Genomic DNA, 13644 nt, shown 5'->3' with positions numbered 1-13644 from the left:
CGAGGGAAGCCTCTTCTTCGTTTAGTATATCGAAGAACTATCAATCAGTTTTATTTCCTGTTATGGCATGGTATTTGTAATTTAGTCGGTGTGAATATAAAATTATAATAAATATAACTATGCAAAAAGGAAATATTGGGGTTACGACAGAGAACATCTTCCCCGTTATCAAAAAGTTCTTATACTCAGATCATGACATCTTCTTACGTGAGATGGTCTCTAATGCTGTAGATGCAACGCAGAAGTTGAAGACACTTGCAGCAACAGGCGACTTTAAGGGCGAGTTGGGCGATTTGACCGTTCGTATCACCTTGGACGAGAAAGCAGGAACACTAACCATTAGTGACCGTGGTATTGGTATGACTGCAGAAGAGATTGAGAAATATATTAACCAGATAGCCTTCTCTGGTGTAAACGACTTCTTGGAGAAGTATCAAGATAAGGCAGAAGCCATCATTGGTCACTTCGGACTTGGTTTCTATTCTTCATTCATGGTAGCTAAGAAAGTAGAAATCATTACTAAGAGCTATCGTGAGGGTAGTAAGGCTGTAAAGTGGAGTTGCGATGGCAGTCCAGAATATACACTTGAGGACGCAGATAAGGCGGACAGAGGAAGTGATATTGTTCTCTACATCGATGATGATTGCAAAGAGTTCTTGCAGAAGTCTAAGATTGAGGAGTTGCTGAATAAGTATTGCAAGTTCATGGCTGTTCCTGTTGCCTTTGGTAAGAAAACAGAGTGGAAGGATGGTAAGAGTGTTGAGACTGATGAGGATAACATTATTAACGATGTGGAACCATTGTGGGTTAAAGCTCCATCAAGCCTAAAGGATGAGGACTATAAGAAGTTCTATCAGACGCTCTTCCCAATGAACGATGAACCATTGTTCTGGATTCACTTAAACGTTGATTATCCATTCAATCTCACGGGTATTCTTTACTTCCCACGCATTAAAAATAACATTGAGTTACAGCGTAACAAGATTCAACTTTATTGCAATCAAGTCTTCGTTACTGATCAGGTGGAAGGAATAGTACCAGAGTTCTTGACATTGTTACATGGTGTGATTGATTCACCAGACATTCCTTTGAACGTCAGTCGCAGTTACTTACAGAGCGATTCAAACGTTAAGAAGATTGCATCTTACATTACCAAGAAGGTAGCAGACAGATTGCAAAGCATTTTCAAGGAAGACCGTAAGGAATATGAAAAGAAATGGGACGACTTGAAGCTCTTTATAAACTATGGTATGTTGTCAGAAGCTGATTTCTATGATCGTGCAAAAGACTTTGCGCTTATCAAAGATACAGAAGGCAAATACTTTACGTTAGACGAGTACAAGACTCTCGTAAAAGATAATCAGACAGACAAAGAAGGAGTGCTTGTCAATCTTTATACAACTAATAAAGAAGAGCAGTACACCTATATCGAGGCTGCAAAACAAAAGGGATATAGCATTATTGACGCAAGTGGACAGCTAGATGTACCAATGTTGTCAATGCTCGAACAGAAACTAGAGAAGACACGCTACGTTCGTGTTGACTCAGATATTATTGATAGAATTATTCAGAAGGAAGACGCACCTAAGAATAATTTGTCAGAAGAAGAGACTGACAATCTGTCAGAGACTTTCCGTTCGCAGATGCCTAAGATACAAAAGGCAGAGTTCAATATAGAGGTGCAGGCTCTGGGTGAGAGTTTCCAACCGGTGCTCATTACACAGAACGAGTATATGCGTCGTATGAAGGAGATGAGTCAATTCCAGCAAGGAATGGGCTTCTATGCACAAATGCCAGATGCTTATAACTTTGTATTGAATGCCGATCATCCACTTATTAAGAGGGTATTGAATGAGGTAACAGAAGGGACAACCAAGGAGTTAGAGCCTATCGCTAGTGAGTTGAAGGGACAGAAGGCACGACTTGCAGCTTTACAACAGGCTCAGAGCAAGAAGAAGGCTGAAGAATTGACACAGGAGGAGAAGGACGATGTACAGAATACGCAAAAGTCAATCTCTGAATTGCAAGACAAGAAGAAGACCGTTATCGAGGCTTGCGCAAAAGATAATGAGGTTGTTCATCAACTCATTGATTTAGCATTGCTTCAGAATGGTATGCTTCAGGGAGCTGCATTAGACAAGTTCTTGAAGCGTTCTGTTAGTCTTATTAAATAAGGTGAATCAATAGAAGAATATTAGCCGTAAGATAACTACTCTTGTTAGTTACCTTGCGGCTTTTTCGTTGATGAACTTGTATGTGCAAAGCAATCTAGGAAAAACTCCTAAGCTATTTGCGAAAAACTCCTAAGCTTTTCGGAAAAAGCTTAAGAGTTTTTTAATAAATACTAGTAACCCTTCTTCAAAAAGTATAAAGCACTCAAGGGGAAGAATCTTCTTTTCTTCTTTCATTCTCTCAATCAAAGAAGATTTAGTAACTTTGCAGACATTAAAACGCAAGTTTATGGTTAAGAAGATTTTTAAAATAATACGTTGGGTATTTGCATTGGCTTTCATATCCTCCATATTGATGGTTGTTGCTTATCGATTCATTCCCGTTTATTTCACACCTCTGATGATTGGACGTTGCTTTGAACAAATGGGCAAGGGAGAATCTATAAAACTCTATCACCATTGGATATCTTTAGACGAAATGCCAAAGTCAATGCCTGTTGCAGTGATGGCAAGCGAAGATCAGCGTTTCTTGATACACCATGGTTTCGATTATCAAGCTATTGAGCAGGCGGCAGAAGAGCACCTTAAAAAGGGAAAGAAGTTACGGGGTGGCTCAACAATCTCACAACAAACAGCTAAGAATGTGTTCTTATGGCAAGGACGTTCGTGGTTAAGAAAGGGACTTGAGGTTTATTTCACTTTCTTGATAGAGACACTTTGGGGTAAACAACGTATAATGGAAGTTTACTTAAATTCTATTGAGATGGGTGATGGTATATATGGAGTACAGGCTTGCGCAGAACAGAACTTCGGTATGGAGGCAATGCAATTAAATCGTCGTGATTGTGCGTTGATAGCAGCAACGTTGCCTAATCCTCGTCGGTTCTCTTCAAAGAATCCTGGACCTTATATGCTGAAGCGAGTTAAGCAGATAGAGCATCAAATGACTTTCATTCCTGCTTTCCCTGAAGAACATTAGGCTTTTAAGGGTGAAGGTTGTAATTGTTTATTCACTTAGAGTTAATTTATATCACATCATATAGTTATAAATGACAGATCAAGAGAGAGAGGAACAAATCCTTGCTACATTAAATACTAGTCAGCGTGAAGCCGTAGAATATTGCACTGGTCCTTCTTTAGTCATTGCAGGTGCTGGGTCGGGGAAGACAAGAGTTCTAACTTATAAGATTGCTTACCTACTGAGTAAAGGGCTGAAGCCTTGGAATATTCTTGCGCTAACTTTTACCAATAAGGCAGCAAGAGAAATGAAAGAACGTATAGCACAAGTCACATCTTTAAGGGATGCTCGACAGCTATATATGGGTACGTTTCACTCTATCTTTGCTCGAATCCTTCGAAGAGAAGGGGAGGTGATTGGTTTCAATGGTAACTTTACCATTTATGATGAAGCAGACTCCCGTTCATTGCTAAAGAATATTATCAAAGCATTGGATCTCAATGATAAGATTTATAAACCAGCGACGGTACATAATGTGATATCCAATGCAAAGAATCATCTGATAACTGCCTCTGAATATGCTGAAGACCGTGCTGCGATAGAACGAGATAGAAGTGCAAAGATGCCAGCTATTAGTATGATTTACAAGGCGTATGAAGCGAGGTGTAGACAGGCTAATGCAATGGACTTTGATGATATTCTACTTTATACTTATATCCTCTTCCGAGATCATCAAGAAGTTAGGAATAAGTATGGAAAGCAGTTTGAATACATTTTAGTTGATGAGTACCAAGACACAAACTATGCCCAGGTGAGTATTATTAGTCAGTTGGCAGAGATACATAGACGTGTCTGTGTGGTTGGAGATGATTATCAGAGTATTTATTCCTTTCGTGGTGCAAATATTGATAATATCCTCGACTTTAAGAATAAGTTTGATGAGGCTAAGCTCTTTAAGTTAGAGCGTAATTATCGTTCAACTCAACTTATCGTACAAGCTGCTAATTCGCTGATGAAGCACAACGAACGCCAAATCCCCAAGAATGTCTATTCAAAAGAAGATGAAGGAGATAAGGTTTTGTACAAACCTTGTTACAGTGATCGTGAAGAGGCAATGGTAGTAGCAAAAGAACTGAAGCGTATTAAGCACATGGATGATTGTGATTACAGCAACTTTGCCATCCTTTATCGTACAAATGCACAGAGCCGCGCCTTTGAGGATGAGTTTCGTAATCAAGGTATTCCTTATAAGATTATAGGTGGACTCTCTTTCTATCAACGCAAAGAGATTAAAGACATCATTGCTTATTTCCGATTAGTGACTAATCCTAATGACGAAGAAGCATTCAGGCGTATCATTAATTATCCAACACGTGGTATTGGAGATGCGACAGTAAAGAAGATTATTGATTGTGCACAAATGAATGGAGTTTCATTATGGGAAACCATCATGGACCCCGTTACTCATGGGCTGAATGTGAATAAAGGTACGATGACCAAACTCTTTACCTTTAGAGCATTGATCAGCGAATTTATTAAGGATGTTGCACAAACAGATGCTTATACGCTCGGTTGTAAGATTATAGAAGAAAGCGGTATAAAGGCAGACTTGATGTTAGGGAGTGAGCCAGAAGACTTGGCACGTAGAGAGAACTTAGCAGAGTTCATGTCTGCTTTGCAAGGTTTTGTTGATACTAATCGTGAAGAGGGGAGAGAAGAGAATGTTTATTTGACGGATTACTTACAGGAGGTGGCACTCTATACTGATGCAGACAAAGAGGATGATAATGCGCCGAAAGTAACATTAATGACAATTCATGCAGCAAAGGGATTAGAGTTTCCAACGGTCTTTGTTGTTGGATTGGAAGAAAACATATTTCCTAGTCCAATGTCATCTGACTCAAAACGAGGACTTGAGGAAGAACGTCGCCTTCTTTATGTTGCAATTACACGTGCAGAGCGTCATTGTATTTTGACAAATGCAAAGAATAGATTTCGCTTTGGTACGATGCAAATTGATTCTCCTAGTCGCTTCTTGAGAGACATTGATGCTTCGTTACTTCATGTGGAGGATAGTGCTTCTGGGTTATTGGGAGAGAATCGTCGCAGATTACCTTGGGATGAGGATGCTAACGAGGGCTTTAGTAGTAATTGGAGAACTCGCACGAATGATAACTTCCGTGAATATGAGCCTAATAAAGCCTATACGGGTAGTCGACCTTGGGGACAAGAGTATCATCAGTTAGGTTCTCGATATCAAAACTCTAACCCAGTAGCCAGTCAATTTAGAGCAGATCCTAAACCGAAGATAACAGAGCGCAAACGTCCTGAAGAAACTGTTGACCCATTGTCCGCACGTACTAGGCAGAGGTTACTTGTTGAGGGCAGTAATTTTAAAAGGTTATCTTCTGCTATGACAAATGGTGGTCGTACAATGCCTTCTACCGGAAATAGTAATGCCACATCTCTAAGCGTTGGAGCAACAATAGAGCATCAGCGTTTTGGAGTAGGGGAGATAGTTAGTCTTGAAGGGACAGGCGAGAATGCCAAAGCCACAGTTGACTTTCGTAATGCTGGTAGAAAGCAACTACTTCTTAAATTTGCTAAGTTTAAGGTTATCTAATCGTGATAACTTATTGAGGTTAAACACCTCGGTATAGGACTGAGGGTATCTCATAATAGAACCTTGAAACTATGTGTTTAGAACCCTGTTTGCGCTCTTTGTCTAATAGGTTTCCGAATTCTTTATCACCCGTTCCCCATTCCTTTCTCATGCGTCTTGCGTCTTTTTTATCCGTATCTTTTATTAGTCTCACCATGATGAAACTTGTGTCTCATCGTGATGAAACCAGTGTCTCATCACGATGAAACTAACTTTATATGCGTGTATAAATGATGCGCAACACGTTAGAAAGGAATGGGGAACAGGTGATAAAGAATGCTGGAACAGGTGGAAAACGATTCGCAAACAGGTGAGAAAAACTGGGTGAACCTGTCATAAATATTAGAACAACCATGAATGGTCTCCTTAGGAAAAGGAAAACTAAGGCAAAAAAAGATAGCTTTTCTTGTGAGAGTCAAATTATTATTATACCTTTGCAAGCACAAAAGACACATTATAGATGTTTCTCTTTATGAAACATAACAATTCATAAGATATAATTTCCTACATATATCATATATGTTAAGCAAAGAAGAACTATTAGAGAAAGATGTTTCTGAGCTTGAGACTATTGCTCAGGAATCTGGTGCCGTCTATTCAAAAGGCGATGACAAGGATAAGCTAGTTTATGCTATTCTTGATCGACAGGCAGAAGAGATTAGTTCTGCTCATCCCATGGAATCAAAACGTAAACGTACAAGGATTGCACGAAAAGATACAGATAGGGTCTATTCCGTGCATGGTGATGAGGGGGAGAATTTCGATGTACAGAAGAATAAACCTACGGGGGATGTACAGACTTCTCTCTTTAAAGACGATGAAACGCCTGTAGACGTAAGTAAAACTAAGAGAACACCTGAAGAGATACTTGCATCTATTCCTAAACATCGCGGAAGAAAGTCAAAGGCAGAGCTTGAGGCTATTGCGGCTGCTGAAGCTGCACTTAAAGCTAAGCAAGAACAAGAGGCTAAGGCACAGGAGTCTAATGATCAGGAGATAGATAAATCTCTAGTTGAGGATACAACGACTAATACAATGGATGAAGATTTTATTCCAGAAGACCATTTCTCTGATAGTCCTGCACAGGAAGATGCAGAGAGTAAGGGGGAGCTATTGGCTCGTCTACAAGAAAAGGTGAATGCACACAATAATACGGAGATAAGTCCTGATGGTGTATGGGCTGGAGACCCTGGCGATGGTACAGACTTCATCCCTATAGTCGATATTCCTGTTGAAGATCAAGGAGCTGTGCCTAACTATGATATGTTTGACCAGCCAACAATGCCAATGCAAGGCTCTTCGATTCCTGCGGTATATGATAACCCAGCGGTCAATAATGGAGAGGCTTATGACTTCTCGAACATCATAAAGGCTAATGGAGTGTTGGAAGTAATGCCTGATGGTTATGGTTTCTTGCGTTCAAGCGATTACAATTATCTCTCATCACCGGATGATGTATATGTTTCGAATACTCAAATCAAGCAATATGGTTTAAAGACGGGTGATGTTGTAGAATGCTTTGTTCGTCCTCCACATGCCGGAGAGAAGTACTTCCCATTAACAAGCATTGATATGATTAATGGAAGGAAACCAGCCGAAGTACGTGATCGCATACCGTTTGAGCATCTTACACCACTCTTCCCTGAAGAGAAGTTTACACTTTGTAATGATCTAAAGACAACGAATCTCTCAACACGTATTGTTGACCTCTTCTCACCTATAGGTAAAGGGCAGCGTGCATTGATTGTTGCACAGCCAAAGACAGGTAAGACTATCTTGATGAAGGATATTGCGAATGCAATTGCAGCCAATCATCCCGAGGCTTACCTGATGATGCTACTCATTGACGAACGCCCAGAGGAAGTTACTGATATGGCACGAACTGTCAATGCGGAAGTTATTGCATCTACTTTCGATGAACCGGCAGAGCGTCATGTAAAGATTGCTGGTATTGTTTTAGAGAAAGCGAAACGTATGGTTGAATGTGGACATGATGTGGTAATCTTCCTTGATTCTATCACACGATTGGCACGCGCTTACAATACTGTTGCACCAGCATCGGGTAAGGTACTTACGGGTGGTGTGGATGCTAACGCATTACAGAAACCAAAACGTTTCTTTGGTGCAGCTCGTAATATAGAAGGTGGTGGGTCATTGACCATTATTGCAACGGCATTGATAGATACAGGTTCCAAGATGGATGAGGTAATCTTTGAGGAATTCAAGGGAACAGGTAATATGGAGTTACAACTCGACCGTAGTCTGAGTAACAAGCGCATCTTCCCAGCTGTCAATCTCGTTGCTTCTAGTACACGCCGTGATGATCTCTTACAAGACCGCACAACACTTGACAGAATGTGGATTCTCCGTAAGTATATTGCAGATATGAATCCTATAGAGGCCATGAACTCTATACATGATCGTATGGTTCGAACAAAGAATAATGAAGAATTCCTCCTTTCTATGAACGAATAAAAAATAAGCAAAAACTATAAAGACTATGCCAGTTAGAATAGAAAAGGTATTTCATTCTAACTGGCATTTTATTTTATTAATATGCTCTATTGTCTTCCTTATATAAAGACAGTTGCCTTCCTTATATAAAGGCAATAGCCTTCCTTATATCATTGCAACCATCTTCTTTATATTAATATCCTATTTGATTCTATCAATATTCTTACGCGCAAAATCTTTCCAAGAGCTGTAGTGTTTGGCATCAGTTGTGGGACGACTCATTTGCAAGAAATGGCAATAAGCAGCCGCAACAGCATCGGTAGCATCCATGAAATGGGGCATTTGATTATCACGTAAGTGGAGGAGCTTTTGTAACATACCAGCAACTTGCTCTTTAGAAGCAGAGCCGTTACCTGTGATTGCCATTTTAATTTTTAGAGGGGCATACTCTTGTATTGGGACATCATGATGGATAGCTGCTGCAATAGCAACGCCTTGAGCACGTCCGAGCTTTAACATTGATTGCACATTCTTGCCAAAGAAAGGTGCCTCAATAGCTAATTCGTCAGGTAGATATTCCTCTATGATACCAGAGACACGATCGAAGATCTTACCTAATCGAAGATAAACATCCTTCTCTCTGCGCATATCGATAACTCCCATCACAATGAGTTCTACCTTATTTCCACGGACACGCAATACTCCATAGCCCATAACATTGGTGCCGGGGTCTATACCTAATAGTATCTTTTCGGGTGTAAGGCTTTTCTTTTGCATTTAATGGGATACGGGTTATCTGTCCATATATGGATTATGGGCAAGTTCAAAGCCAATAGATGTTTGCGGTCCATGTCCAGGATATACAATCGTAGTATCGGGTAATTGTGCGAGTTCTCTCAGACTGCTGATTATCTGGAACATACTTCCTCCCGGGAAGTCAGTCCTTCCGATACTTCCTTTGAAGAGAGTGTCACCAGTGAAGAGGACATTCTCTTCAGCACAATAGAATGAAACAGAACCACGTGAGTGACCTGGTGTACGGATAATTCTAAGTGTGTGCGAGCCAAAGGAAATTGTGTTATTTTCTGTGAGCCTTAATTTGCCAGCTGGTAAGTCGATGTTCAAATCCATACCAAGCATTTGCAAAGCGGCTTCTTTCGAATGCTGCATGAGTACTTCATCACCATCGGAAACTTCTGGCAATAAGTTAAACGCAGATAGAATTGCAGCATCACCGAAATGATGGTCTAAGTGTCCGTGCGTACCAAGATTATGAACAGGCTTTAAGCCATTCTTATTTATATATGTGATTATCGCTTCTTGTTCACTTTCTGTGAATGCACCGCAATCAATGATTACACATTCCTTAGTGTCGTCACTGACAACATAACAATTCTCGTGTAGAGGATTCACCTCAAATGTCTGGATCTTTAGCATTACTTTTGATGTTATTTGTTTGATAAATTCGTTTGGATAAGCTTACTATTCTACTTATCCAGGTACATAGATAAGGTATTTCCCCTTAAACCATTCTTCATCAAACCATTGTGAGATCTCTGTCTTCTCAGCTATATTCTTATAAGGCTTCAGCTCTTCATCAAGATTACCACCTTTAAGAACAATCACTCCATTAGGTAGAACATTATGCTGATCACATGCAATATTCTTTTTTACAATCTTCATCAAGTCAGGAAGTGGCATGACAGCACGCGAAACGATAAAGTCGAATTTACCTTTCTCTTCTTCTCCTCGCAAATGCGCAGGGAGAATATTCGTAAGTCCAATTGCTGTTGCCACTTCTTGTGCTACCCGTACCTTCTTTCCGGTACCATCAATGAGCTTAAAGTTAGCTTCTGGAAAGAGAATCGCAAGAGGAATACCGGGAAAACCACCTCCTGTTCCAAAGTCTAAGACATTAGTTCCTTCATAAAACTTTATAAACTTTGCGATAGCGAGCGAATGAAGAACATGATGTTCATAAAGATTATCAATATCCTTACGGGAGATAACGTTAATCTTCGCATTCCATTCGTGATATAAGGCATTAAGCGCATTAAATTGTTCTTCCTGTTCTGCTGTGAGATTAGGGAAGTATTTCTTAATAATATCTATCATTTCCTTTATTATTGTATGCTGTGAAAAATACTGATAATCAGCGATTGTACACATCCTAATTATCAATTAGCGAAAGCAAAGTTACAAAAACTTTTCGTAACTTTGCATTGTTATAATATATAATAAGGAGAAAGAATGATAAAAGCATGTTTGTTTGATTTAGATGGTGTAGTGTTTGAGACAGAGTCATTATATACCTCGTTTTGGTGTGGTATGAAAGAGGAGTATTGTCCAGAGATTCCCAATTTTGAATATATCATTAAAGGTCAAACCTTGGTTCAAATATATGATAAGTATTTTGCAGGAGAAGAGAAAAAGCAAGAGGAAATAACACAAAAGTTGAATGAATTTGAACAGAACATGCCTTTTAATTATGTTGATGGCTTTGAGTCTTTCGTTAAAGACTTGAAGAACAAAAGTATAAAGACTGCCGTCGTTACGAGTTCAAACCTAGAGAAGATGCAGAATGTTTATCGTAAACATCCAGAATTCCAATCATATTTTGACGCTATCTTAACAGCAGAAGACTTTGCAGAAAGTAAGCCTTCACCAGATTGTTATCTTAAAGCAGCAGCACGCTTTGAGGTTCTGGCTAATGAGTGTGTCGTTTTTGAAGATAGCTTCAATGGCTTGCGTTCCGGACTAGCCTCTGGCGCTCGTGTTATAGGCTTAGCTACGACAAATTCAATAGCTGAAATCAAAAAATACACAGATGAAGTTATTAGCAATTATATAGGTTTTACTTTGTCAAATAACTAAAAACGAGTACCTTTGCACCCACAAATCCAAAATAAGGTAAGAAGGGGACATGGGATATTTAACAACCGATAAGAAAAAGGTAACAGCGAAAACATTATTAGAAATGAAGGCTGCCGGAGAAAAGATTACACAAATGACAGCCTATGATTTCACAACAGCAGGAATCATTGATGCTGCTGGTATAGACAGTATTCTCGTTGGCGATTCGGCTTCTAATGTTATAGCTGGGAACATGGATACAACTCCAATTACAGTAGAACAAATGATCTATCACGCACGTGCCGTTGTTCGAGCCTGCCAACGTTGCCTTGTTGTATGTGATATGCCGTTTGGCTCTTACCAAGTAAGCCGTGAGGAGGGCATACGTAACGCTATTCGAATAATTAAGGAAACCGGGGCTGGAGCGGTTAAGATGGAAGGCGGAAGAGAGATAGTCCATACCGTCAAAGGTATTATTGATGCAGGAATCCCTGTTATAGGGCATTTGGGATTAACACCACAAAGTATCCATAAGTTCGGTGGTTATGGACTTCGCGCTAAGGAGGATTCTGAAGCTAAGAAGCTAATCGACGATGCTTTAGCACTAGACGCTGCAGGCGTTAGTGGTATTACGCTTGAGAAAGTCCCATCAGCTTTGGCTTCGAAGGTAACATCAATGGTGAAAGCTGCTACTATCGGTATTGGTGCAGGTAATGAGACGGATGGTCAAGTGCTTGTATATGCTGATGCTCTCGGTATGACGCAAGGCTTTAAACCTAAGTTCTTACGTCATTTTGCCAATGTGAATCAGTGTATGACAGAAGGCGTACAAGAATATATTAAGTGTGTGAAAGAGAAATCTTTCCCTTCAGTTGAAGAATCTTATTAAGCGATTCACAAGATTCGACAAAGCTTGATTTATATAAAAGATAGATATTATGGACACTCAGAATACCCCGATTCATGTACGCTTATGGGATAAGCATTTCTGGACATTAGCAATTTCAAATCTTTTGCTAGTAATGTCGACATATATGTTAATCCCTATCATTCCAATGCAATTAAAAAACGACGGGTACACTATGTCGCAAATGGCAATAGTATTGGGTGTTTTCTTTGTCGGAATATATCTTTTTGGTAATATCTCCGCTTATCTCGTGCAACGCTATCGTAGGAAGATGGTGTTCTTGATATCCACGTTATTGCTTTTGGCTGTTACTGGCTTCTCATATTACCTAGCGACAAAGCAAAATCTTAATATCGATTATACTATTCTTGTTGGCTTGCGATTCATACAAGGGGCATTTTACGGATTATCGCAATTAGTTTTGTTGAGCACACTCGTAATTGACGACGTAGAAGCTGTACACCGAACAGAAGCGAATTATACTGTTACATGGTTCGGAAGATTTGCTTTAGCCTTAGGACCTTTGTCGGGATTATTGGTTTATCAATACATGAATTTCGGTTCGGTATTGCTTTTGTCATGCGGCTGCATTTTGTTATCTTTTCTTCTTGTTAGCTTTATTGGTTTTCCCTTTAGACTACCAAGTGAAGACTTATGCAAATTTTCTTTCGACAGATTCCTATTGAAGGGAAGTCATTGGTTGTTCATCAATACGATGCTTATCACATTCGTTGTTGGCTTATTACTGACTATTGAGCAGAGTCCAAGATTTTATGGATTCGTCATGCTCGGTTTTATTTTTGCCTTGATAGCCGAACGATTTGCATTCAGTAATGCCGACTTACGTAGTGAGGCGGTGACAGGAATGTTATTTATGGGCGGAGCAGTCCTATTAATGCTTACAAGAAACCAGTCGAGTGTTTCTTATATTGTTCCTGTGCTTACGGGATTCGGAGTAGGAATTATAGGTAGTAGATTCCTATTATTTTTTATCAAACTAGCTGGGCATTGCCAACGCGGAACTAGTCAAAGCACTTTCCTCTTATCATGGGAGACAGGAATTGGTTTAGGACTTGTGGCATCTTATGCTATGCTTTCTTGTGAAAGGACATTGGTTTTATGGACTTGCCTCATTGCGCTTGCCATAAGTCTCATATTCTATACGATGTTTGTGCATAATTGGTACGTAAAACATAAGAACAGATAGGGCAATTCGCCTTATCTTTTGGGTTTTGCGCTATTGGATTTATCCAGAAAAGTATTTACATTATTTTTTTTTATTATAGCGTGTTTTAGTACGAGTTCTATCAAGGAAATCGAAAAGAATTAGTGATTTTCTGAAAATGATAGTACTTTTTACCCAACACGATAGTACTTTTTCATCAACACGATAGTACTTTTTTCTTGAAAAGTAGCTACGTTTTATGCGAAAAGTAGGCTATTTTTGCCTAAAATGATGGTACTTTTTGTTCATAAAGTTAGTACTAATTTTGTAAATGATTGGTTATCAGTGATTTATAAGTGTTATCAAAACGTGCTCAAAAATCGCATATTTGAGGGCGAACTAAGCCTTGGTGAAAATATCGCAATTATAAGTGTCAAAAATGACAATATTCTATTACAAAATTAGGTAGCACCT

General features: G+C 39.4%; 10 protein-coding genes. 7 read left to right on the top strand and 3 right to left on the bottom strand.

The genetic code is table 11. The features are described 5' to 3' along the window. Positions 1–119: 119 nt before the first annotated feature. The 4 genes from htpG (at position 120) to rho (ending at position 8266) form a co-directional block, all read left to right on the top strand. Positions 120–2174 (top strand): molecular chaperone HtpG, encoded by a 2055-nt coding sequence (gene htpG / locus D464_RS0101700; protein ID WP_009434200.1) that lies wholly within the window; start codon positions 120–122, stop codon positions 2172–2174. A 286-nt stretch (positions 2175–2460) separates the two neighbouring features. Beyond that, entirely contained in the window at positions 2461–3150 is a 690-nt protein-coding gene (mtgA, locus tag D464_RS0101695) for a monofunctional biosynthetic peptidoglycan transglycosylase (RefSeq protein WP_018909866.1), read from the top strand. 70 nt (positions 3151–3220) lie between these two features. Continuing rightward, on the top strand, positions 3221–5752 hold the full coding sequence (locus tag D464_RS0101690) for an ATP-dependent helicase (protein WP_018909865.1): 2532 nt from the start codon (positions 3221–3223) through the stop codon (positions 5750–5752). Between the two features lie 558 nt (positions 5753–6310). Further along, positions 6311–8266, top strand: coding sequence for a transcription termination factor Rho (rho, locus tag D464_RS0101680; protein ID WP_018909864.1), 1956 nt, complete (start codon positions 6311–6313; stop codon positions 8264–8266). Between the two features lie 180 nt (positions 8267–8446). Here rho and ruvC read toward each other — a convergent pair whose 3' ends face one another. Genes ruvC through rsmG form a run of 3 tightly spaced genes read right to left on the bottom strand, consistent with a single transcriptional unit; the run spans position 8447 to position 10360 of the window. Further along, entirely contained in the window at positions 8447–9022 is a 576-nt protein-coding gene (ruvC, locus tag D464_RS0101675; RefSeq protein ID WP_004383572.1) for a crossover junction endodeoxyribonuclease RuvC, read from the bottom strand. 15 nt (positions 9023–9037) lie between these two features. Further along, the gene (locus tag D464_RS0101670; protein ID WP_018909863.1) at positions 9038–9682 is read right to left on the bottom strand and encodes an MBL fold metallo-hydrolase; all 645 of its coding nucleotides are present in this window, start codon (positions 9680–9682) and stop codon (positions 9038–9040) included. A 54-nt stretch (positions 9683–9736) separates the two neighbouring features. After that, on the bottom strand, positions 9737–10360 hold the full coding sequence (rsmG, locus tag D464_RS0101665) for a 16S rRNA (guanine(527)-N(7))-methyltransferase RsmG (RefSeq protein WP_024985711.1): 624 nt from the start codon (positions 10358–10360) through the stop codon (positions 9737–9739). A 135-nt stretch (positions 10361–10495) separates the two neighbouring features. On the opposite strand from rsmG, the gene D464_RS0101660 reads away from it, so the two are divergent. From D464_RS0101660 to D464_RS0101650, 3 genes are read left to right on the top strand one after another with little or no spacing between them, the layout of a single operon-like run. Beyond that, positions 10496–11119 (top strand): HAD family hydrolase, encoded by a 624-nt coding sequence (locus D464_RS0101660; protein ID WP_018909861.1) that lies wholly within the window; start codon positions 10496–10498, stop codon positions 11117–11119. A 49-nt stretch (positions 11120–11168) separates the two neighbouring features. Continuing rightward, entirely contained in the window at positions 11169–11987 is an 819-nt protein-coding gene (gene panB / locus D464_RS0101655) for a 3-methyl-2-oxobutanoate hydroxymethyltransferase (protein WP_018909860.1), read from the top strand. Between the two features lie 49 nt (positions 11988–12036). After that, the gene (locus D464_RS0101650) at positions 12037–13212 is read left to right on the top strand and encodes an MFS transporter (protein WP_018909859.1); all 1176 of its coding nucleotides are present in this window, start codon (positions 12037–12039) and stop codon (positions 13210–13212) included. Positions 13213–13644: the final 432 nt, after the last annotated feature.

The sequence above is a fragment of the Prevotella veroralis DSM 19559 = JCM 6290 genome (genome assembly GCF_000377625.1).
Classification (GTDB): Bacteria; Bacteroidota; Bacteroidia; order Bacteroidales; family Bacteroidaceae; genus Prevotella; species Prevotella veroralis.
Note: the sequence above shows the minus strand (reverse complement) of the source record. Positions and strands in the feature narration are given on the sequence as shown.

Bases quoted from the DNA above. Each gene is read 5' to 3' on its own strand.
- htpG (WP_009434200.1), top strand. From the start codon at position 120: ATGCAAAAAGGAAATATTGGGGTTACGACAGAGAACATCTTCCCCGTT.
- mtgA (WP_018909866.1), top strand. From the start codon at position 2,461: ATGGTTAAGAAGATTTTTAAAATAATACGTTGGGTATTTGCATTGGCT.
- D464_RS0101690 (WP_018909865.1), top strand. From the start codon at position 3,221: ATGACAGATCAAGAGAGAGAGGAACAAATCCTTGCTACATTAAATACT.
- rho (WP_018909864.1), top strand. From the start codon at position 6,311: ATGTTAAGCAAAGAAGAACTATTAGAGAAAGATGTTTCTGAGCTTGAG.
- ruvC (WP_004383572.1), bottom strand. From the start codon at position 9,022: ATGCAAAAGAAAAGCCTTACACCCGAAAAGATACTATTAGGTATAGAC.
- D464_RS0101670 (WP_018909863.1), bottom strand. From the start codon at position 9,682: ATGCTAAAGATCCAGACATTTGAGGTGAATCCTCTACACGAGAATTGT.
- rsmG (WP_024985711.1), bottom strand. From the start codon at position 10,360: ATGATAGATATTATTAAGAAATACTTCCCTAATCTCACAGCAGAACAG.
- D464_RS0101660 (WP_018909861.1), top strand. From the start codon at position 10,496: ATGATAAAAGCATGTTTGTTTGATTTAGATGGTGTAGTGTTTGAGACA.
- panB (WP_018909860.1), top strand. From the start codon at position 11,169: ATGGGATATTTAACAACCGATAAGAAAAAGGTAACAGCGAAAACATTA.
- D464_RS0101650 (WP_018909859.1), top strand. From the start codon at position 12,037: ATGGACACTCAGAATACCCCGATTCATGTACGCTTATGGGATAAGCAT.